Origin of the sequence: Trichocoleus sp. FACHB-46, assembly GCF_014695385.1 — a bacterium.
Taxonomy (GTDB): domain Bacteria; phylum Cyanobacteriota; class Cyanobacteriia; order FACHB-46; family FACHB-46; genus Trichocoleus.
The window spans coordinates 188,438-209,768 of sequence record NZ_JACJOD010000008.1 but is presented as its reverse complement, the minus strand read 5'-3'; the positions used below and the strand labels follow the sequence as shown (position 1 = coordinate 209,768).

Sequence of the window (21,331 nt, the reverse complement as noted above, 5' to 3'; positions counted from 1 at the left end):
CTACCCCCCAACCCCCTTCCCTATCTCCCACCCAACCCTTCCATGAACAGCAAAATTCTGGAAATTGAGAATCTTACCGTTAGCTTCGATGGCTTCAAAGCTCTGAAGCAGCTTAACTTCAGCATGGACACTGGCGAACTCCGAGTGGTGATTGGCCCCAACGGTGCAGGTAAAACCACCTTTCTGGATGTGATCACAGGTAAAGTCAAGCCTACTGAAGGGCGAGTACTATTTAAGGGCCGCAACTTGCGATCGCTCTCGGAGCATCAGATTGCCCGTTTCGGTGTGGGTCGCAAGTTCCAAACTCCCCGCATCTATCTCAACCTCTCGGTGCGAGATAACTTAGCGATCGCGGGCAGTCGGGCCAAATCTGTCTTCTCGACTTTGTGGGGGCGAGCCTCTACGGCAGAGCGGCGTAGAATTGGCGGATTGCTAGAAACCATTGGCTTAGCGACCAAGGCCGATGGCTTAGCGGGGTTGCTCTCCCACGGTGAAAAGCAGCGTCTAGAAATTGGCATGCTCGTGGCGCAATCGCCAGATTTGTTGTTAGTAGACGAGCCTGTGGCAGGTCTGACCGATGAAGAAACTGCCAATATTGGGGATCTACTGTTGGCATTGGCTGAAAGTCATTCGATTTTGGTGATCGAGCACGACATGGAATTTGTGCGCCAGATTGCTCGGCAGGTCACCGTTCTGCACGAGGGGTCGGTGCTCTGCGAAGGTACCATCGAAGAAGTACAAAGCGATCCGCGTGTGATTGAAGTGTATCTAGGTCAACAGTCAGAGATGCCTGCTGCAGCGGTTAAAGAGGAGATCAGCGCCACATGATGAATTCAGCTAACACCGCGATCGCCCCAGAAATCGCCACAACTCCGTCTCCCATGCTTCAGGTTGCGGGCCTTAACGTCTACTACGGCGAGAGCCACATTCTGCGCCAGGTTGATCTTAGTGTTCCAGTGGGCAAGATGGTTTGCTTGATTGGGCGCAATGGTGTGGGCAAAACCACCCTGCTCAAGACCGTAATGGGTTTGCTGCAACCCCGGAGCGGCAACATTTATTTAGCGGGAAATGTGATTAACTCCAAATCCCCCGACCAAAGAGCTAGGCTCGGTATTGGTTATGTGCCGCAAGGTCGAGAGATCATTCCTCGCTTGACCGTGAAAGAGAACTTGTTGTTAGGTCTGGAAGCTTGTAGCGATCGCAAAACTCGGCAGCAGGCAGAAATCCCTGCCGAAATCTTTGAGCTGTTTCCGGTACTGAAGACCATGCTCTCCCGACAAGGAGGAGACTTAAGTGGTGGTCAACAACAACAACTGGCGATCGCCCGTGCCTTGATGGGCAAACCCCGCTTACTCGTTTTAGATGAACCCACTGAAGGCATTCAACCCTCCATCATTTTGGAAATCGAAGCGGCAGTACGGCGGATCATTGCGGAAACGGGGATCTCGGTGCTGCTAGTTGAGCAACATCTCCACTTTGTCCGTCAAGCCGATTGGTACTACGCCATGCAAAAAGGTGGCATTGTCGCGTCTGGCTCCACCCAAGAACTCAGCAACGACGTAATTCAACAATTTTTGGCCGTGTAAGCCAAGCTGCTTAATCTGGAAGACGCAGATCCTCCTCAGGCTGGCATGATCAGGCATGGGAAGAATTCATGTGTTTGAGGGAAAAAGCTAGATGGATGCTGTGACATTGCTGGGTCTCGTAGCTGCCGCCTTAACGACTACCGCTTTTCTGCCACAACTGCTCAAAACTTGGCGCTCTAAATCCGCCAAAGATGTTTCGCTATGGATGCTGATTACGTTTTCCACCGGAGTTTTTCTTTGGTTGATCTATGGTCTCTACATTCAGTCTTTGCCTGTGATTATTGCTAACTCGGTTACTTTTGTTTTGTCATCAATTAATTTGATTTTGAAAATTCGCTACGAATCCTAAAAGCCATCAACTTACCGAATTGGCCTTGACTCATTCCAAGATTTGACTTTAGGCTTGGCTTAGCTTTCACCCTTTTTCGTGAGTTGCGGGCTGATCAGTAGGAGTACAGTGTGGACGGAAAGTTCTGAAACATCAAGGACTTACGTGGTCAGATGCTCCATAGGGTGAAGCGTAGGTACAGGGTGTGAGTCGTGGAATTTTATTAACAATTTGTCAGCCGTATTCTTCAACACATTTAAGTAAATTGCTATTTTCTCGACTCAAACAAGCTGAATCCAAATGGGTGGAGAGACTGCATCACCTCCAACCCAAAATTTTGGTGTTTACCTTTGGCGCCTCGCTAGTTCCCGTCATTTTTCTGGTGGGTGCTGCTTGGCAATTTGGGCATCAGCCACTCAAGGATTTAGAGAAAGTGCGGTTGAATGATCAAGTCCAAGCCTTTCGAGGTTATACGGCTGCTAGCGAAAAAGGATTACAAGATTTAGCCGCAGGTTATGCCTTCTGGACTGACTTGTACGATGCGGTACAACAGCGCAACCGAGCTTGGATCACTAAGGAAGTCAGCGATCAATTGGTTTTCTCCACGGACGTAGATGCGGTAAAAGTTACAAGTCAAGCTGGAGATGTTTTAGGCAGTCGGGGGGCAGAGTTACAGTTGCCTGCGGTGCAAGAGCGCATCAGTCGTTTGGTTAAAACTGGAAAAACTACCCAAGACTTAATTCAGACTGATGTAGCGCCTCAAGCTCAGAGCAATTCTGCTGCAAAGCTAGGCCCGCAACGTCAAGTGTTGATGCTGTCTGTCGCGCCTATTTATCAAAGTGATGGCAAGGGAGCTTCACCTGGCACGCTCATTGTGGGACAAGTTCTGGATGCAGTTTGGTTACAGAAATTTCTCACGTTTTCTCAACCAACCACCAAGCTGAAGATTTTCTCGCTGCAAGGTCAGCCTATCGTCGCGAGTCATAGCGATCTGAAGCTAGATGTTTGGGAAGCCAATCATTTCAGCACCGAAGTTTTGCCCAAAATTCGCCAAGGTCAATCTGTCTATCGCATCGAGCCTCAATCAGGACTCAACACAGTTTATGCACCACTGATGTCGAGCAATCGGCCTGTGGCGATCGCCAAAATTCAGATTGTTTCTGGTTACTTTAGCCAAGCCCTTACGGCCCTCAGCCAATTGCTTTGGGGTGGGTTAGGGTTGGCAACATTGCTCTCGATCGCGATCGCTCATTTTCTGGCCAAACAAATCAGCCAACCGATCAAGCAACTAGCAGAACGCAGCCAAACTTTAGCCGCTGGAGACTTAAGCAGTCCCATTCCAGGCATGACCGCAGGCGGTGAAATCGGCCAACTTGCCTGTTCTTATCAGGAGATGGCTGGCTCGCTCAAAACCTTGATTAATGACCTAGAGCACAGGGTAGCCGAACGCACCGAAGAATTGGAACTGGCGCGGCAAACTCTCGAAGAACGAGTACAAGAGCGCACCGAAGAAGTGCGACAACAACATCAACAGTTGCAGCAAGCCCATGATGAATTGCAGCGGTTGAACACCGAAGTCACCGCCAAAGCTGAGCAACTCAGCATCGCGTTACGCAATTTGCAAAAAGCCCAAGCCCAGTTAATTCAAACGGAGAAGATGTCTAGTTTGGGGCAGTTGGTGGCAGGAGTCGCCCACGAAATCAACAACCCGATCAATTTCATCTACGGCAACTTGCCTTACATCAGCCGTTACAGCCGCGATTTACTCGATCTGGTGCAACAATATACCCAGCGCTACGGCCACGATCCAGAAATTCAACAACGCAAAGACGCGATCGAGTTTAATTTCATCACCACGGATCTGCCCAAGATTCTCACTTCAATGGAAACGGGAGCCGATCGCATTCGCCAAATTATTCTGTCTTTACGCAACTTCTCGCGGCTGGACGAAGCGGAGATGAAACCAGCCAATCTTCACGAAGGCATTGATAGCACCTTGCTGATTTTGCAGCATCGCCTGAATGAGGAAGCGCATAACTTTAGCTCGATTCAAGTGATTAAGCAATACGGCCCGCTACCGCCAGTGGAGTGCTATCCCCGACAGCTTAACCAAGTTTTTATGAATCTCTTGAGCAATGCGATCGATGCCCTGGAAAGCTGCTCTCGCCCAGACAAGCAAATTCTGATTCAGACACAAATGTGTCCCGATAATCAGGTACAGGTGAGCATCCGCGACAATGGCCCTGGTATTCCGTCAGAAATCCAAGAGAAGCTATTTGACCCCTTTTTTACCACCAAACCTGTGGGCAAAGGTACAGGTCTGGGCTTGACGGTGGCTTATCAAATTTTGGAGCGGCACCAAGGCCAAATTCACGTCATCTCGACTCCTGGAGCAGGTACAGAAGTGACGATTGATCTACCCCAGGCAGCCACATCCTTGCCGATAGCGGTATGATTTTCGCTAAGCCGTTTCGATTTGGCCCCTCATGACTGCTGATGCTGCCACAGGACAATTGAATTTGAGTGCAGGATGGCAGGGCAGCCTGGAGCTAGAATTTGCCTTTCGCGATCGCGCTACCCATCTCAGCTATAGCCGCAGTCAAGCCCCCTTGAAGCTGCAACGCCCCTTCTATCCGGAAGGGCCAGAGGTTTGTCATTGCATCCTGTTGCACACAGCCGGAGGTGTCGTGGGGGACGATCGCCTCAGCTTAAATCTCCGCCTGCAACCCCAAGCCCATGCCTTAATCACCAGTGCCGCTGCCACCAAGGTTTATCGAAGTAATGGCTTAGTCGCGCAACAAACGGCTCAAGTCCAAATTGCCGAGGGCGCTTGCTGTGAATGGCTGCCGCAAGAAACGATCGTGTTTGATGGCGCAAACTACCAACAAAATCTCCGAGTGGAACTGGCACCCAACGCCACCTGGATTGGCTGGGAAATTACCCGCCTAGGCCGCAGCGCTAGGGGCGAACAATTTCTCAGCGGCAACTGGCGATCGCGCACCGAAGTTTGGCGGCAAGACCAGCCCTTATGGATTGACCCCCAATGGATTCCAGGCAGTCCAGTGATCGTGAACAGTCCGCATGGCCTAGCAGGACATCCGGTGATTGCCAGTTTTGCTTTAGTAGGAAAAGCGGTAGAACTAGAGCTAATTACCCAGGCGCGATCGCTGTGGCAAGCAGGTGCGTACCCTGGCGAAGCAGGAGTCACCAGCCTTACCGAAGGCTTACTCTGCCGTTATCGCGGGCCTTCTAGCCAAGCTGCCCGTAGCTGGTTTATGCAAGTCTGGCAACTTCTACGCCAACTTTACTTAGGCCGTTCCGCTTGTCCACCGCGAGTTTGGCAAATCTGAAAAGGAAAGCGCATGCAACTGTCACCACAGGAAAAAGATAAATTACTGATTTTTACTGCTGCTTTGCTCGCAGAACGCCGCAAAGCCAGAGGCTTAAAGCTAAACCACCCGGAAGCAGTTGCCTACATCTCAGCCGCCATCTTAGAAGGAGCGCGTGATGGTCGCAGCGTGGCTGATCTAATGAGCTACGGGGCCACCCTCCTGACTACAGAAGAGGTCATGGAAGGCGTACCCGAAATGATTCACGAAGTGCAAGTAGAAGCGACCTTCCCCGACGGCACCAAACTCGTCACGGTCCACAATCCCATTCGCTAAATCGGGTTCGCTGAAACAAAAGGAGAGCAAGATGATTCCAGGAGAACTGTTTGTAGAAGACGGAGACATCGAGCTGAACGCGGGTCGTCCTACCATTAAGCTTAAAGTCGCCAACACAGGCGATCGCCCCATCCAAGTGGGGTCTCACTTCCACTTTTATGAAGTCAATCCTGCCCTGAGTTGCGATCGCGAACAGGCCAGAGGGATGCGCTTAAATATTCCCGCCGGAACCGCTGTGCGCTTTGAACCCGGAGATGAGCGAGAAGTAGAGCTTGTCCCTTTCGTGGGCAGTCGCCAAGTCTACGGCTTTAACGCCAAAATTAACGGCCAGCTAGATAGAACCTGACTCCCAGCCCTTTTCTTTCACGGAGGGGAGAGATAGGCAAAAGCTTAACTTTTCCTCTTTAGACAGGATGTATATCAAACCAGCAACGATTCCCCTGCTTAATCATCACCATGTAAGAGCATTGCTATGAAATGGCCAGACAATTCGCTTGTAATTTATTCCAACTTGCCAATTCGCATTGAGAGTTGGGCTCCTCCCTCTGTGAAGACCGGGGTTGGCGGTAGTGAGGAAGCAGTCATTTATCTAGGGCAAGAACTTGCAAAATTAGGATATCAAGTAACTGTTTTCAACTCCTGCGGTGATATGGAGGGAGAGCATAATGGTGTGCTCTACCAAGCAGTTGAAAAATTTAATCCTCACGATCACTTTAACGTCTTAATTTTTCATCGAAATTGGCTCCAGCCCATGCTGATGAAAGCTCAGGCAAATAAAACCGCCGTTTGGATGCATGATAATCCTCACATTCTGCCTCAGGTGGATGAGATAAAGCATAGTGAGTTCTTAGCTAGCTTCGATAAATTATTTGTGTTGTCTCATTTTCATCAGTCTCTTCTACCAGATTGGATTCCTAAAGATAAGATTTTTATTACCAAGAATGGCATTAATCTACCTGATTTTAATGTTGATCAGCCCCCCAGAAACCCTAAGCGATTGATCTATATCAGTGATTATTTGCGCGGCATTGAGCATCTTTTAAATCAGTGGCCAGATATTCTAAAGGAAGTTCCTGACGCGGAACTACATCTCTTTTATGGCTGGCAAACCTATGATGCCTTAGTTCAATCACCACTAATCGAGAGATTCCCACAATTAAAAGGTAAAAAAGAGCAAATACTTCCACTGCTACAACAAGAAAATGTGTATGAGCATGGCAGGATAGGACATACTCAACTAATCTCGGAGCTGTACAAATCAGGAATTTATGTTTATCCCTGTCATTTTCCTGAAGTTTTCTGTATTTCAGGGTTGAAAGCACAAGCCTGTGGTTGTGTTCCGGTTGTTACCAATTATGCAGCTCTTGCTGAAACAATCCAGTCGGGAATTAAGATTGATGGCTGTGGCGGGGAGCCAGATGTTGACAAAGCCTTTGCAGCAGCAGTAATTGATTTACTCAAACATCCTGAGAAGCAAGAGTCAATGCGCCAAAATGTTATGGCATTAAAACCATTTTGGGGTTGGGATCAAGTCGCTCAACAGTGGCATGACGAGTTTTTGAAAAATTAGTTATGGCAAAGTATTTTGACTATCTTTGAAATTCTCAAAAGCTAGAATTAGCTTGCTTAAATTTCATGTTTAACTTCAAGGATTAGAATTATGAGCTATCGCATGAATCGTCGGGCTTATGCCGAAACCTTTGGGCCTACAGTGGGCGATCGCGTGCGATTGGCGGACACAGAGCTGATCATTGAAGTAGAGCGAGACTTTACCAACTACGGAGACGAAGTTAAGTTTGGAGGTGGCAAAGTCATTCGGGATGGCATGGGGCAATCTCCCATTACTAATGCTGATGGAGCCGTGGATTTAGTCATTACCAACGCACTAATTCTGGACTGGTGGGGCATTGTCAAAGCCGATGTGGGCATCAAAGATGGGCGTATCGCCAAAATTGGCAAAGCAGGCAACCCCTACATCCAAGACCACGTAGACATCATCATCGGCCCCGGAACCGAGGTGCTCGCGGGAGAAGGCATGATCCTAACCGCAGGCGGCATCGACAGCCACATTCATTTCATTTGTCCCCAACAAATTGAAACCGCGATCGCCTCTGGTATCACAACCATGATTGGCGGCGGCACTGGACCTGCGACAGGAACCAACGCCACCACCTGCACCCCTGGCCCTTGGAACATCTATCGCATGTTGCAAGCTGCTGATGCGTTCCCGATGAATTTGGGCTTTCTGGGCAAAGGTAACAGCAGCAAACCGGAAGGCTTGCGGGAACAGGTGGAAGCGGGGGTGATGGGACTAAAGCTGCACGAAGACTGGGGCACCACCCCTGCCACCATCGACACTTGCCTGAGCGTAGCGGATGAATATGATGTGCAAGTCGCCATCCATACAGACACGCTCAACGAAGCGGGCTGCGTTGAAGACACGATCGCTGCCTTTCAAAATCGGGTGATTCACACCTACCACACCGAGGGCGCAGGGGGTGGGCACGCTCCAGACATCATTAAAGTGTGTGGTGAAGCCAATGTGCTACCGTCTTCCACCAATCCCACTCGTCCCTACACGCTCAATACCTTAGACGAGCATTTGGATATGTTGATGGTCTGTCATCACCTCGACCCCAGCATTCCCGAAGACGTTGCTTTTGCTGAATCGCGGATTCGCCGAGAAACGATCGCGGCTGAAGATATTTTGCATGACTTGGGAGCCTTTAGCATGATTTCCTCCGACTCCCAGGCAATGGGTCGCGTGGGGGAAGTAATCATTCGCACTTGGCAAACGGCGCACAAGATGAAAGTGCAGCGGGGACCCCTGGATGGCGACAGCGATCGCAACGATAATTTGCGGGCGAAGCGTTACATTGCCAAGTACACGATCAATCCCGCTATTACTCACGGCGTTGCGGCTCATGTTGGGTCAATTGAGGCAGGCAAGCTAGCCGATCTTTGTCTCTGGCGGCCCGCTTTCTTCGGCGTCAAACCAGAAGTCGTGGTTAAAGGTGGCCTGATTGCCTGGGCTCAAATGGGCGATGCCAATGCCAGCATCCCGACTCCACAACCTGTCCACATGCGTCCGATGTTTGGCAGCTTTGGCGGGGCGATCGCAGCGACTTCACTCACCTTTGTCTCTCAAGCCGCTCTCGCGCAAGGCATTCCCGCTCAGCTCAAGCTGCAAAAACCCGCTGTAGCAGTTTCTAATACCCGTCAACTCAGCAAGCGTGACCTCAAGCTCAATGACCTGTTGCCGCACATGGAAGTTGATCCAGAAACCTACGAAGTCCGAGCCGATGGTGAGTTGCTAACTTGTGAACCTGCGACGGTCCTGCCAATGGCTCAGCGCTACTTTTTGTTCTAAGCCAGTTTGTTCTAAGCCAGCTTATTGACTCAGGGCAAGCGGCGATCGCGATAGCCTCAGTCGGCAGCATCAAACTTGTTTTGCGTTAGAATTGGCCCTCGATTGCTTAGGGATCGCTCAGAGCACTCGTTGCCGTAGGATAACAACAAGGAGCCTGCTGCTACTTCTGTCCATGACTCCTGTGCAACTGCGATCGCTGTCAGTAAAGCAGGATAGGGTGAGGCGTCAGGATCTAACTTAAGTTAGATCTTAATAGTTTGCTCCTGATGAGAAGACTTTGCGGTTGAATCGAATTGGTTCAAGCGTCAGAGTCAAGTTCTCTACTTGGATAGACGTTATTCTCTTGCATTTGTGGCTAAATTAAACAGAATCCCCCTCTCGAAAGAGGTGTTTCTCTAGCCAATTGAGAGAATTTAACTAATTTTTAATAACTCTCATTATTTGCATTTCTACACTTCATGAACAATTCGCCTTTTGCCCAGTCTCCAAGAGTTGATCGAATTCTTGTTGTAGATGATTCCGCTGACAACTCATTTCTAATCCAGGCAATTTTAGAGGAAGAGGATTACAAGGTTGACATTGCCGATAGCGGTATGGCAGCTTTAGCCAAAATTGATGAATTTCCTCCCGACTTGATTTTGCTGGATGTCATGATGCCCGGAATGGATGGCTATGAAGTGACACGGCGGGTTCGAGACAACCAGAAATTACCTTTTATTCCTATCTTGCTGATCACAGCCTACGATCAGCCCAGCGTGGCCAAAGGCTTGGACACAGGAGCTGATGATTTTATTCGCAAACCTGTAGAGTTTGACGAACTGCTGGCTCGGGTGCGATCGCTGCTCCGCCTAAAACACAGCGTAGACGAGCGCGATCACATTGCCCGCCAGCGCGAAGACTTTGTTTCCCGCTTAGCCCACGACCTCCGCACTCCTCTTGTCGCCGCCGATCGCATGATGGGCTTGTTTCGCCAAGGCGCTTTAGGAGAACTCTCTCCAGACATGAACGACGCGATCGTGACGATGGCTCGGAGCAATCAAAACCTACTGCAAATGGTCAACACACTCTTAGAGGTGTACCGATTAGAAGCAGGGCGGAAAAGCTTTTCGTTTAGCCCCGTAGATTTACGAGACCTAGTTACAGAAGTTGCTCAAGAACTGGCACCGCTAGCTGCTGACAAAAACATCGCGTTGAAAGTGGATGTAGGTGACCACCTAGGCTATCCTGTTGCCTCCCATGTTTCGGGCGATCGCTTGGAGATCCATCGGGTCTTGACCAACTTGGTAGGCAACGCCATTAAGTTCACAGACAGTGGATTTATCACTATCGGATTGTCTTCTACCCCAGCACCCGGAACGGCTACTGCCTCGGCTCCAACTTGGGCGGTGATTACAGTCAAGGACACAGGTACTGGGATTTCGCCAGAAGACCAAGCGATGCTGTTTGAGCGTTTTCGCCAAGGTCAGCATCGACGTTCTGGCAGCGGCTTGGGTCTTTACTTGTCACGCCGCATTATTGAGACTCATCAAGGTACTGTTGACCTAGAATCGGAGTTAGGCAAAGGTAGTACCTTTATCGTCCGTCTGCCAGCCAAACAACCTTAATCCTGTTATGCAGGCAATTCCTGATGCTAATTCCTGACGCTTTAGAAAAGCAGCGCACTTTTTTCAGGTCTGGCCAAACCCAGTCGGTTGATTTCCGGTTGGAGCAACTCAAGCGGCTGAAGCAAGCGATTCTGGAAGCGCAAACCAGCATTGTGGATGCATTAAACGCAGACTTACACAAACCCGTCTTTGAAGCCTATCTCACCGAAATCGGCATCCTAGATGAGCTGAACTACGCGATCAAAAATTTGCGCGCTTGGACGAAACCGCGCAAAGTGGCAACCCCCGTCACAGTTTTGCCCGCTACCGCTCAAATTTGCCCGCAACCTTTGGGCGTGGTTTTGATTATTGCCCCTTGGAACTACCCATTTCAGTTATGCATCGCTCCTTTAATCGGGGCGATCGCAGCGGGAAACTGCACCATCCTCAAGCCCTCGGAGCTAACTCCTCATACTTCTCAAGTCATCGCTAACTTAATTCGCCAACACTTTGATCCAGCTTTCATTACGGTGATTGAAGGTGGCGTAGAAACCAGTCAGCAACTGTTAGCCGAAAGATTTGACCACATCTTCTTTACGGGCGGCACTGCGATTGGCAAGCGGGTGATGGCAGCAGCAGCAGAACACCTCACCCCCGTTACCCTGGAATTAGGCGGCAAAAGTCCTTGCTTGGTAGATGCCGACGTGCCGATTGATGTGGCCGCTCGCAGAATTACCTGGGGCAAGTTCACAAACGCGGGCCAAACTTGTATTGCTCCCGACTATTTGTTAGTCCATCGCTCAATCAAGCCTCAGCTCTTGCAGGCGATCGCTCAAAATATCCAAGCGTTTTACGGCGACAACCCAGCTAGCAGCCCCGACTACGGCAGAATCGTCAATCAAAAGCACTTTGAGCGCCTAGCCCCACTCCTACAATCGGGGCAAGTTGTCGTTGGCGGAGACAGTAACCCCACCGAGCACTACATTGCCCCTACTGTGATTGATGGCGTCAGTTGGCAAGACCCTGTGATGCAGGAGGAAATTTTTGGTCCCATCCTGCCCGTTCTAGAATATGAAGACTTGAATGAGGCGATCGCGCAGATCAATCAGCGTCCCAAACCCTTAGCCCTATACTTTTTCTCCCAAAACCAACAACGCCAAGCTCAAGTTTTGCAAGCTACCAGTTCCGGAGGGGTTTGCATCAATGACACCATCTTGCAAGTTGGCATCCCAAATTTACCCTTTGGCGGAGTTGGCCCTAGCGGTATGGGCCGCTATCACGGTAAGGCTAGCTTCGACACCTTCTCCCATGAGCGCAGCATTTTGAAAAAGCCTTTCTTCCTAGACTTGAAGTTACGCTACGCCCCCTACAAAGATAAGCTGCGCTGGATCAAGCAGATCATTCGATAACTCACCGTATTCTTTCCAGCAAAACGTTGGATAGCAATTTGGTTGAGGGGCAGTGGGAAAACCTTGCCCCAGTTTACTTAGGCTAAAGGCAGTGCTCAAGTTCCTGTCGTTGCAAAAGCTACAACTAGCGATCGCTATAACGCTCCACTGCCCAAGGTTCGCCGCGCCTATGGTAGCCGTTGCGTTCCCAGAAGCCCAACTCCTCTTTGTCTAGGAACTCTAGACCATTAATCCATTTAGCACTCTTCCAGGCATAGAGGTGAGGCACGACCAAGCGTAATGGCCCCCCATGATCAGCAGGCAAGGGTTCACCAAACAAGGTGTGGGCAAAGAAGTTTTCTTCTCGCAGAAAGTCTTCTATTGCAATGTTCGTCGTGTAGCCGCCATAGCAATGCTCCATAATGTGAGCGGCTTTGGGGTCTACCTCTACCTGTTTCATGAAGTCCAACACCTTCACCCCTGTCCACTGCACATCCAACTTTGACCAAGTGGTGACACAGTGGAAGTCAGCCGTGAAGTTACTTTGGGGCATGGCCATAAAGTCTTCCCAAGTGAAAGTCACTTCTTGGGCACTGCCCCACACCCGAAACTGCCATGTCTCTCGATGTACTTCCGGTGTTTGGCCATAGGTCAATACTGGAAAGCCATTGGTGAGGTGCTGACCGGGAGGAACGCGATCGCTATACTCTGAGCCTGGTTTTTGAAAAAATTTTCCTAACATAAGGCGAAATCCTCAAGAACAGCATCAGAGGAGTTGGGTTGCTATGCCCTACCTCTTTATTACGGTGTAGCAGATTTCTAGCGATCTCCCCAGTCAGAAGCCATAAAAACAAGTCCAATAAAAAAGGGGCAACCGCTTGCCCCCATCACGAATCTGTCTGCAATCAAAATGCAGCTTAAGACTCTTCATCTTCCCCTTCTTCGTCATTGGGATAGACAAAGCCCTTAGAACGTCCGGTCAAAATGGATTTGCCAAGAGAGAGAGCTTTTTGCGCCTGCAACGCGGCTTTGCGCTTCCAGGTCGCTTTACGCATATCTCGCTTAGACTTGGATGTTTTCTTCTTAGGAACAGCCATGCTCGTCCGTGCGGCGATCGCAATTTTTAGACAACCCTCCTATTCTAGGGCATGATGCCTCCATTTAAACCAAGCTTTTTGCCGCTCATTAAGCAATTTTCATTTATCAGCTAGCTGCAAACTAACGATTTACCCCATCAGTTGACTGATTGGGAGTTGTGGTTCGATTAGGCTGTGTAGCTGGTGTAATGACTTGCCCATTGGGAGTCGTAATAGTGAAAGAGCCGTTGTTGGGCGTGTTGTTGGGCGTTGTGGTTGTACCAGTGCCTGGTGCTGTCGTTCTGTTTATTCCTGGTGTTCCGATCCCAGACGGTTGAGCGCCAGGCGCAACAGTTTGACCATTCGGAGTCGTAATCACTGGCCCTTGATTTCCAGGCGTTGTGGATGCTCCAGGGGAAAGAGTACCAGGTCCAGTCGGAGTTATTTGAGTGCCGCTACCTGGTCCCGTTCCGGTTCCAGTAGTGCCCCCCTGTCCTGCACCTGTTCCAACACCTGTGCCAGTTCCGGTAGTAGGTGCAACAGTGCCTGCACCCGCACCCGTCCCAGTACCTGTGCCCGTATTAACTCCAGTGCCAGTTCCGGGGACAGTTCCAGGAACGGTTGTGTCGGTTCCAGTTCCTGCGCCCGTTCCAACACCTGTGCCAGTCCCAGTCACACCACCCGGAATAGTAGTGCTAGGCCCAGTTCTGTTGCCTGTATTAGCTCCAGTTCCAGTGCCCGGAACAGTTCCAGGAACGGTTGTGTCAGTTCCAGTTCCTGCGCCCGTTCCAACACCTGTGCCAGTCCCAGTCACACCACCAGGAACGGTTGTGTCGGTTCCAGTTCCTGCTCCTGTTCCAACACCTGTGCCAGTTCCGGTAGTAGGTGCAACAGTGCCTGCACCTACGCCCGCTCCGGTACCTGTGCCAGTCGTGCCGCCAGGTGCAGTCGTGCCTGTTCCACCTGTAGTCCCAGTTCCAGTACCTGTGCCACCAGTAGGTGCAGTCGTGCCTGCACCCGAGCCCGCTCCGGTACCTGTAGCGCCAGGAGCGGCAGTACCTGTGCCTGTACCCGTTCCAGTACCTGTGCCTGTACCCGTTCCAGTGCCCGCGCCCGTTCCGGTTCCACCATTTGGTGCGGCTGGTGTACCAGGCGCTCGGCTACCTGCTGGGTTGTTGGTTCCTGGCGCTCCTGGTGTGGGTGCTACTGGTACGGTAGCAGGTTGCGAGGGTACAGCCGGAGGTGGCGGTGGAGCGGCTTGAGCGGGTGCGGTCTCTTCAGCTACGCCTTGATTTAGCCGTAACAAGGCTTGCGAAGTGCGAAAGTAGGTTGCCCAACGTTGTGGATCAGGACGGCTGCGCCATTGAGTACGACTGACATCTAGATTTAGTACGGGCACAACTGAGCCTTCACTTTGAGCTGAGACGATGACAGACACTTGACTGGTCAAAATGTCGCGATCGAAACTGCGCTGAGCCGCGGCTCTAGCGGCAATTTCCGCTCGGCGCAAAAGCGTTTCATAACTCTCCCCGGTGCGGCGATCCAGGGCCACATCTACTCTGGCAGTATAAGCTTGAGCCGCTTGAGGAGCGATCGCAGCTTGGGTGAGCCAAACGCTACCCCCTAATCCTAAGCAGGTTGCCAAGCTCAGAAGTTGCGGGAGTGGTAAAAAACGAAGGTGGGAAGGGGAAAACTCTCGCATGTTTGCTGCTAGCTCCTTACGCGATCACTCAGCAAGACCACTCAATATATTAATGACTCAGACTTGGTTAAACTGGACACCATCTTAAGCGGGGCCAGGTTTAAGCAGTTTAAATGAGTTAGTTATTAGAAATTTAATTCATAATGAAGCAGAATTAACTTAGACTATAGACGGAATTTTAGACGTTGCGTTTTTATCTTGAGGTTTGCAGTTTCTGACCTGAATTTAATGCCTCACGAAGGCAGTCAGATATTACTGTTTTTCACCTCTCTAGGGTTGTGCGCTGGGTCAGCCCAACAAACTTGTCAGATAACTTAGTTTTCAATAAAAGTTTTCAATAAAAAAGTTATCGTACTTCTTGTCTTTTTAACCAACAACATGCCACTTGAGCTGAGTAAAAACAGAGCGTAAGGTTCCTATTTACTTGAACTGCCTTCTGGGCACACTATCTAGTAAGAATCTAGGGCATTCAGCATGGTGAAACACTGGGCGATCGCAATTGGTATCAATCAATATCAGTTCTTGCAGCCTCTAAGGTATGCCCAGCAGGACGCCCAGGCTTTGCATGATTTTTTAGTGGAGGAAGCAGGCTTCCCAGCCGAACAGTGCCTATTGCTAACCGATGCTTCGTTACCCGTTGCAGATCGCTCCACTTATCCCACTGGAGGTTTGTTACAAGCTTGGATTGATCAGTTTTGCCAACAGTGGGTGCACCCCGGTGACTTGGTTTGGTGTTTCTTTAGCGGCTATGGGGTTTGTTACCAAGGACAAGACTACTTAATGCCGATTGATGGTGATCCAGCCGATATTCCTGGTACTGCCATCTCAGTGCGATCGCTACTGGGGCAATTGGACGCCATTGCCGCCGAGACAGCCTTGTTATGCTTGGATATGAATCGGAGCCAAGGCCTGCCATCGGATCAACCGCTGGGCACTCAGACCTTGGAATGTGCCCGTCAACTCAGCGTCGCCACAATCCTGGCTTGCGAACCGGGTGAGTTCTCGTACGAGACTGCCAGCTTGCATCATGGGTGCTTTACGGCTGCCTTGTTGGAGGGGCTGCGGTTTGGTAAATGTGACACCCTCGCCGATCTAGATTATTTTTTGCGCGATCGCCTCCCAGAACTGACTGAGCACTATTGGCAACCCGCTCAGCATGCGGTAGTGCTAGTGCCTCTAGGGAAAGGGCAGCAGGGCATCTTGCCTCACTCAATGGTGGCTGCAAGCACCTGGAATACCCTCGATCGCCCATCTGACTCGGCTAACACAATCGCTGCGCTCGACTCAGATGCATCTCGTGGCTATTTATCCTTGCAAGCACCACCCCAAGCGGGAATTGGTCTCTCTACTCTCCCTATTACGGGTGATTCTGGCACGGCTGATTCTGGCACGGCTGATTCTGGCAAGGCTGACCCCTCTTCTCGTTCCTCGCCCTACCAGATTTTAGAACGGTTGACTCGTAGGCCAGCTAGTTCTACTACACAACCCGCCCCATCTAGTCCTCTATCCCCTCAATCCCCTATGCGAGATCCCGAAGCAGAACCAGAAATGGCAGATAGCGTATTTTGGCGACGGTTGCTGGTTTGGGGCGGTTTGATTGCATTTGTTTTGTGCTCAGGTGTGATCATTCGCAATAAAGCAGCCTTTACAGGTCAGCCCATCGACAATGCTGTTGTCTCCACAGCCACCCAATCGTCGAAGTCCACTCCTACGCCTGTGGCAACGGTGGCGACTTCAACCACAGGTGCGACAGCAACGGCTCCGGTGGCGAGCCCCACCCCCGTCCCAGACAAGGCTGCGCCTAGTCCTCCTGCTACAGTTGCCGCCTCGGATGTGCCACCCACACAACTGCTGCCTGCCGCTCAGACAGCGCTGCAACAAAATAAATCTCAAGAAGCCTTGCGCCTGCTTAATCAGGTACCTGCCAATCAGCAAACCGAACAGTACCGTAATCTGAAAACTCAGGCAGAACAGCAGGTTAATCAAGATTTATTGGAAAAAGCCAGGGTAACGATTCGACCGAATCAAGCCTCTCGGTTTAATCAAGCGATCGCTCAAGCCAGCAAAATCAAGCCAGGTCAACCGCTCTATGACCAAGCCCAACAAGATATTCAACGCTGGAGTCAAGTGATTTTAGACTTAGCGGAGGGTCGAGCCAAGCAAGGTCAGTTTGGCGAGGCGATACAAACCGCTCGTTTGGTGCCTAAGAATAATGCTGCCGTTTATGGTCAAGCTCAGCAAGCGATCTCGGGATGGCAACAAAGCTCTCAGCAGCAAAAGACTAACCAAGCTCTAATTGACCAAGCTCAGGGTTCGTTGCGGCGGGGGGAAGCGTCTTCTTACAGTCGCGCGATCGCATTGGTCAGACGCATCCCCGCAGGCCAACCAGGGTATTTGGAAGCCCAACGACTCACGGGCGAATGGAGCAATATCATCTTAGGAATGGCGGAACTGCGAGCGTCACGGGGGCGGATTCAGGCAGCCTTGCAAACTGCGACTCTCGTTCCATCAGGCACACCTGCTTATGCTCAAGCTCAGAAATCTATTGCTACGTGGAAGCGTTGATTTCGCCTTATTTCTTGCTTCAATCAGCAATTACGGTTGAATGGTCCAGCCTGAGCGAATTGGAATCTCAATTAAAAACTCAGTTCCTTGGCCGACTTGGGACGTGCATTTGAGCATGCCGCCATGTTTTTCTACCACGATCTGATAACTGATCGATAGGCCTAGCCCTGTACCTTGGCCTACAGCCTTGGTGGTGAAGAATGGATCAAAAATTCGCGATCGTACCGCTTCTGACATGCCAGGGCCATTGTCACTAATTCGGATCAGCATTTGAGAAGCATAAGACGCAGACTGTATCAGTTCTGTCTCAATTTTGATTAACCCTGGATTGAACGGCAGACCTTGAGCTAGACGTTGCTGGTTGTCATTCTCGATCGCATCAATAGCATTGCTGATGATATTCATGAAGACTTGGTTGAGTTGGCCCGCGTAGCACTCCGCTAGGGGCAACAACCCATATTGCTTCACGACTCTAATTGCCGTTGGATCATTCGCCAACTTGAGGCGATGTTGCAGAATCATCAAGGTGCTATCAATGCCTTCATGGACATCGACAGGTTTTTTCTCAGCCTGATCTAGGCGGGAAAAATTCCGCAGTGACAACACGATCTGACGAATGCGATCGGTTCCCACTTTCATCGAAGCCAACATTTTAGGCAAGTCTGTGGCTAAGAAGTCTAGCTCGATTGATTCAGCATATTCTTGGATGGGCCGCTCAGGGCTGGGGTAGTGTTGCTGATAAAGATGGAGCAGCGTCAGCAATTCTTTGGTGTATTCGCTGACATAGTTGACATTGCCATAAATAAAATTGACGGGATTGTTGATTTCGTGCGCCACTCCAGCCACGAGTTGCCCCAAACTCGACATTTTCTCAGTCTGGATCAGTTGCGTCTGGGTTTGTTGCAGTTCGTTCAGGGTTTGAGCGAGTTGCACCGTCTGGTGTTGGGTTTGAGTCAGCAATTCGGCTTGTTGAATTGCCACTCCCAACTGCGCGGCAATTTGAGTTACAAACTCAATCTCAGACGTTGTCCATGCATGAGGCTGAGAGCATTGATGTACACACAACAAGCCCCAGAGTTCATCACTTTGAATCAGCGGCACCACCAAATTCGCTCTGACCTGAAACTGCTCCAAAATCTTCAGGTGGCAATCGCTCAAGTTGGCAGCGTATAGATCAGCCACCGCTTGAATTCGACCGAGCCGATAGTAGGGGGCATACTGTTCGCCAAAACAGTGGTCATGCACTTTTCGGTCTAGTACGGAGGTAAAACCAGGCAGCACACTTTCGGAAACGAAGACACCATCTTGGTAACTAGACTCTGGCTCAAACCGAAACACCCCCACGCGATCGACGTTAAGCAGTTGGCGCACTTCTCGGGCTGTTGCCTGAAAAATCGTTTGCAAATCCAACGATTCACGAATCTTGGTGATCACCTCGAACAACGTTTTTTGTTGCTCAGCCGCTTGTTCAATCTGTTTAGCTTGTGCGGTTGCCATCGCCGCTGTCGCACAGCTTTGCTCATATAATTCTGCTTGCTGAATCGCGATCGCCACTTGGTCGGCCAACTGTTCTAGCAGCTCCATTTCAAAGGCTTGCCACTGGCGCGGCCCTCGGCACTCATGGGCAATCAGCAAGCCCCACAGTTGCTCACCCATACGAATTGGCACTACCAAGTTGGCTTGGACCTGTAGATTGTCTAAAAATTCGATATGACAAGGATGCAAATTAGATTGCTTGACATGATCGATCGCGCGAATCCGACCGCGCTGGTACAAGCTGGCATGCTCGGTCGGGAAACATTCGTCTGCATATTTTTCATGCAAAATTGACTGCCACCCCGATGCCACCTCTTCCACCACAATCTCCCCTTGCCAACCCCGCACGAATTGATAAATCACCACGCGATCGGTATCGAGCAGGCCGCGGACTTCTCGCACAATCGTTTGCAGGATGGTCGGCAAATTTAGTGTGCTACGAATTTGGTCACTCACCTGCCTCAGGAGACGAGCAGACTCTAAGGCTTGCTCTAGCTCTTGGGTGCGCTGCTGAACTTGCAACTCCAGGCTGACATTCAACCCGTGTATTTGTTGGTAAAGCTGCTGCTGCTGGATGGCCATTGAGAAGTGCTCCCCTAAGGCAGCAGCCAGTTCCCAATCTTCTGGCGTCCAAGGCAAGGCTTGGCCTTGCTTGAGTTCTTGCCAAGCCTCAAAAGAGTTGCGGGGTTGAAATTGTCGCTGATCCGAGTCAAACTGCCCTGCCCACAGGGTTGCGGTATCGATCGCATCTCGAAAAACCGTGAGGTAACCCAAAAATTGTTGGCGATATTGCAGCGGCACCACCAAGATGCCACGAATGAGCGTACCCCGAAATGCTGGCGCTAAAACTCGCAGTTCTGGTTCCTTATAAAGGTCAGTAATCGACTGCTGCCAAGACTCGGCCTTTGATTCGGCAGGTCTAAAGTACTGCTGCCAGAGGGGGCTTTGTTCGATCATCCAGGTCTGGTCTTGTCCTGGCATCTGCGGTTGAACTCCACAGGTTGCGATCGTGGCTTGGGTGGGATCGAGTGCGAAGGTGTAGAGTCTGCCACCAGATCCTTGAAGTATGGCTACCGTGCGCTCTAAAGCTGCTTGTAGCTGTAGAGTTGGCAGGGTATGGAGTAGAGTCGCGATTTGGTTGATACTGAATTCTTTTGCCGCTTGAGCCCTGGCTTGCCGCAGCAATTCTGCTTGGGCGATCGCAATCGAAACTTGGTCAGCCACTTGCTGTACTACCTGAAGCTCCGACTCAGCAATAATTCGGGGTTGGGCATGATGAGATACCAATAACCCCCAAAGCATCGGTTCGCCAGTCTGGGTCCGGGCATCTTGATGCAAAATCGGCACGACCAAGGAAGATTTCACGCCCATTGCCGTTAGGTAAGCGATGTGGCAAGGGTCTACAGGACGATAACGAATATCTTCTGCCTGGAGAGGCAACCCTGTCTCTGGGTTATCTAAAGGGCTTGAACCAATTTGTTCGGAAGCGAGGTCTACGATAGAGCGCTGGCGAGCCTTGAGGAATAACTCGCGGGCTCGTGGCGGAATATCATCAGCCGGAAAGTTGAGACCTAACAGTGAAGGCAAGCGATCGCGCTCAATAGATTCAGCAATAACTTCACCACTTTCATCGGGATGAAAGCGATAGATCATGACGCGATCGGTGTTTAAGAAAGACCGCATTTCTTTAACGGTCGCAGTCAAAATTTCTGATAATTCGAGAGATTGCCGAATGCAGGTGGTAATTTTGTGGAGTAAAACCTCTTGACCTGAACGATCTACCGTGGGTCGTAAATCCTGCATTTCCTGTATGTTCTCTAGTGAATTACTTAAAAGCTGAGTAGGCCTAAAAAGCCAAAAAGGCCTATAACATTTTGCCTGTTTCTAATTGATATTGGAATCAGTAAAAGTATCTAGAAGTCAATTAGAAAAAATCAACTAATTGCCTGGAGGCTTTCACGTCTAGAGAGATTTAATTGAGACTTTTAGGGAAGCAATTTATTTCTTGTCATTAAGCTTGAAGTTAGTTATTCAGCCAATTGCTGTCGAACTTCTTGGCGCACTTGCATCAAAATCTTGCCGAGCTGATTCTGCCCAGTCCGCTCTGAGCCGCAGCCCCAATAGTAATCTGTGGGTGAGTCTTCTACGATTAGTAATTCATTAGTGGAGAGCAAAACAGATTGAATATCTAAATGCGTCAAAAATTTAGTTAAAACTGCTTGATACATAATTTCTGCTTTTACTTGCTCCCAATCCTCCCGGAATACTCGGCAGCGATCGCGACCTAAAGCAGCGGCTTCTTCAGGCGTTTTCACGGCCCGAATGGTCATGATCAGAGCTTCGTGTTCAGTTCCAAAAAACTTCTGGGATTGGTAATAATGCTCAACAGTGGACCAGCTTTGATCATCAATAAAAATGGGATGGGCAGAAAAATTAGAAAAACAGCCGTAGGGGTCGCCAACCTTGTAAAAATAAATGGTCATTTTACGCTTACAGATCTACTTAAACAGGGTCCGGGGCATCGCAAGAATT

General features: G+C 50.2%; 17 protein-coding genes. 12 read left to right on the top strand and 5 right to left on the bottom strand.

Annotated features, from left to right (window positions below; all coding sequences use genetic code 11):
• Positions 1–42 precede the first annotated feature (42 nt).
• The 11 genes from urtD to H6F72_RS05625 all read left to right on the top strand — a co-directional run bounded on the left by urtD (position 43) and on the right by H6F72_RS05625 (position 11,941).
• Positions 43–828, top strand: a complete 786-nt coding sequence (gene urtD, locus H6F72_RS05675; RefSeq protein ID WP_190432618.1) for an urea ABC transporter ATP-binding protein UrtD — start codon at positions 43–45, stop codon at positions 826–828.
• The gene (gene urtE, locus H6F72_RS05670; RefSeq protein ID WP_370527449.1) at positions 825–1,586 is read left to right on the top strand and encodes an urea ABC transporter ATP-binding subunit UrtE; all 762 of its coding nucleotides are present in this window, start codon (positions 825–827) and stop codon (positions 1,584–1,586) included. The genes urtD and urtE overlap by 4 nt, the downstream gene beginning before the upstream one ends.
• Before the next feature lie 91 nt (positions 1,587–1,677).
• Positions 1,678–1,935 carry a SemiSWEET transporter gene (locus H6F72_RS05665; RefSeq protein WP_190432616.1) on the top strand — a complete coding sequence of 86 codons (258 nt, stop codon included), beginning with the start codon at positions 1,678–1,680 and terminating at the stop codon, positions 1,933–1,935.
• A 283-nt stretch (positions 1,936–2,218) separates the two neighbouring features.
• Complete coding sequence (locus H6F72_RS05660) at positions 2,219–4,369, top strand: ATP-binding protein (protein WP_199298897.1); 2,151 nt, start codon at positions 2,219–2,221, stop codon at positions 4,367–4,369.
• 31 nt (positions 4,370–4,400) lie between these two features.
• Positions 4,401–5,264: an urease accessory protein UreD gene (locus H6F72_RS05655; protein WP_190432614.1), complete on the top strand. Its 864-nt coding sequence runs from the start codon at positions 4,401–4,403 to the stop codon at positions 5,262–5,264.
• A 12-nt stretch (positions 5,265–5,276) separates the two neighbouring features.
• Positions 5,277–5,579, top strand: a complete 303-nt coding sequence (ureA, locus tag H6F72_RS05650; protein ID WP_190432612.1) for an urease subunit gamma — start codon at positions 5,277–5,279, stop codon at positions 5,577–5,579.
• Between the two features lie 31 nt (positions 5,580–5,610).
• Positions 5,611–5,925: an urease subunit beta gene (locus tag H6F72_RS05645; RefSeq protein ID WP_190432611.1), complete on the top strand. Its 315-nt coding sequence runs from the start codon at positions 5,611–5,613 to the stop codon at positions 5,923–5,925.
• A gap of 126 nt (positions 5,926–6,051) precedes the next feature.
• A complete protein-coding gene (locus H6F72_RS05640) occupies positions 6,052–7,149 on the top strand; it encodes a glycosyltransferase family 4 protein (protein ID WP_190432609.1) in 1,098 nt (365 codons plus the stop codon).
• 90 nt (positions 7,150–7,239) lie between these two features.
• Positions 7,240–8,949: an urease subunit alpha gene (gene ureC / locus H6F72_RS05635; protein ID WP_190432606.1), complete on the top strand. Its 1,710-nt coding sequence runs from the start codon at positions 7,240–7,242 to the stop codon at positions 8,947–8,949.
• A 458-nt stretch (positions 8,950–9,407) separates the two neighbouring features.
• Positions 9,408–10,553, top strand: coding sequence for a HAMP domain-containing sensor histidine kinase (locus tag H6F72_RS05630; protein ID WP_190432604.1), 1,146 nt, complete (start codon positions 9,408–9,410; stop codon positions 10,551–10,553).
• Positions 10,554–10,576: 23 nt separating this feature from the next.
• A complete protein-coding gene (locus H6F72_RS05625; protein WP_190432602.1) occupies positions 10,577–11,941 on the top strand; it encodes an aldehyde dehydrogenase in 1,365 nt (454 codons plus the stop codon).
• Between the two features lie 124 nt (positions 11,942–12,065).
• Here the strand turns inward: H6F72_RS05625 and H6F72_RS05620 are convergent, their stop codons facing one another.
• The 3 genes from H6F72_RS05620 to H6F72_RS05610 all read right to left on the bottom strand — a co-directional run bounded on the left by H6F72_RS05620 (position 12,066) and on the right by H6F72_RS05610 (position 14,698).
• Positions 12,066–12,662, bottom strand: a complete 597-nt coding sequence (locus H6F72_RS05620) for a sulfite oxidase-like oxidoreductase (RefSeq protein ID WP_190432600.1) — start codon at positions 12,660–12,662, stop codon at positions 12,066–12,068.
• Positions 12,663–12,837: 175 nt separating this feature from the next.
• Positions 12,838–13,017, bottom strand: coding sequence for a 50S ribosomal protein L32 (rpmF, locus tag H6F72_RS05615; protein WP_190432598.1), 180 nt, complete (start codon positions 13,015–13,017; stop codon positions 12,838–12,840).
• Positions 13,018–13,138: 121 nt separating this feature from the next.
• Positions 13,139–14,698, bottom strand: a complete 1,560-nt coding sequence (locus H6F72_RS05610) for a hypothetical protein (RefSeq protein WP_190432596.1) — start codon at positions 14,696–14,698, stop codon at positions 13,139–13,141.
• A gap of 474 nt (positions 14,699–15,172) precedes the next feature.
• Between H6F72_RS05610 and H6F72_RS05605 the strand changes: the two genes are divergently transcribed.
• Entirely contained in the window at positions 15,173–17,263 is a 2,091-nt protein-coding gene (locus H6F72_RS05605) for a caspase family protein (protein WP_190432595.1), read from the top strand.
• 30 nt (positions 17,264–17,293) lie between these two features.
• On the opposite strand, the gene H6F72_RS05600 is transcribed toward H6F72_RS05605, so the two are convergent.
• Together H6F72_RS05600 and H6F72_RS05595 are read right to left on the bottom strand one after the other, a co-directional pair.
• Positions 17,294–20,602 carry a GAF domain-containing protein gene (locus H6F72_RS05600; protein WP_190432593.1) on the bottom strand — a complete coding sequence of 1,103 codons (3,309 nt, stop codon included), beginning with the start codon at positions 20,600–20,602 and terminating at the stop codon, positions 17,294–17,296.
• Between the two features lie 224 nt (positions 20,603–20,826).
• Positions 20,827–21,282 (bottom strand): NADAR family protein, encoded by a 456-nt coding sequence (locus H6F72_RS05595; RefSeq protein WP_190432591.1) that lies wholly within the window; start codon positions 21,280–21,282, stop codon positions 20,827–20,829.
• Positions 21,283–21,331 lie beyond the last annotated feature (49 nt).

Excerpts from the sequence above, each read along its gene's own strand:
- ureC (WP_190432606.1), top strand. The coding sequence starts at position 7,240 with ATGAGCTATCGCATGAATCGTCGGGCTTATGCCGAAACCTTTGGGCCT.
- urtD (WP_190432618.1), top strand. The coding sequence starts at position 43 with ATGAACAGCAAAATTCTGGAAATTGAGAATCTTACCGTTAGCTTCGAT.
- ureA (WP_190432612.1), top strand. The coding sequence starts at position 5,277 with ATGCAACTGTCACCACAGGAAAAAGATAAATTACTGATTTTTACTGCT.
- H6F72_RS05605 (WP_190432595.1), top strand. The coding sequence starts at position 15,173 with ATGGTGAAACACTGGGCGATCGCAATTGGTATCAATCAATATCAGTTC.
- H6F72_RS05625 (WP_190432602.1), top strand. The coding sequence starts at position 10,577 with ATGCTAATTCCTGACGCTTTAGAAAAGCAGCGCACTTTTTTCAGGTCT.
- H6F72_RS05595 (WP_190432591.1), bottom strand. The coding sequence starts at position 21,282 with ATGACCATTTATTTTTACAAGGTTGGCGACCCCTACGGCTGTTTTTCT.
- H6F72_RS05620 (WP_190432600.1), bottom strand. The coding sequence starts at position 12,662 with ATGTTAGGAAAATTTTTTCAAAAACCAGGCTCAGAGTATAGCGATCGC.
- rpmF (WP_190432598.1), bottom strand. The coding sequence starts at position 13,017 with ATGGCTGTTCCTAAGAAGAAAACATCCAAGTCTAAGCGAGATATGCGT.
- H6F72_RS05630 (WP_190432604.1), top strand. The coding sequence starts at position 9,408 with ATGAACAATTCGCCTTTTGCCCAGTCTCCAAGAGTTGATCGAATTCTT.
- H6F72_RS05640 (WP_190432609.1), top strand. The coding sequence starts at position 6,052 with ATGAAATGGCCAGACAATTCGCTTGTAATTTATTCCAACTTGCCAATT.
- H6F72_RS05645 (WP_190432611.1), top strand. The coding sequence starts at position 5,611 with ATGATTCCAGGAGAACTGTTTGTAGAAGACGGAGACATCGAGCTGAAC.
- H6F72_RS05610 (WP_190432596.1), bottom strand. The coding sequence starts at position 14,698 with ATGCGAGAGTTTTCCCCTTCCCACCTTCGTTTTTTACCACTCCCGCAA.
- H6F72_RS05665 (WP_190432616.1), top strand. The coding sequence starts at position 1,678 with ATGGATGCTGTGACATTGCTGGGTCTCGTAGCTGCCGCCTTAACGACT.
- H6F72_RS05600 (WP_190432593.1), bottom strand. The coding sequence starts at position 20,602 with ATGCAGGATTTACGACCCACGGTAGATCGTTCAGGTCAAGAGGTTTTA.
- urtE (WP_370527449.1), top strand. The coding sequence starts at position 825 with ATGATGAATTCAGCTAACACCGCGATCGCCCCAGAAATCGCCACAACT.
- H6F72_RS05655 (WP_190432614.1), top strand. The coding sequence starts at position 4,401 with ATGACTGCTGATGCTGCCACAGGACAATTGAATTTGAGTGCAGGATGG.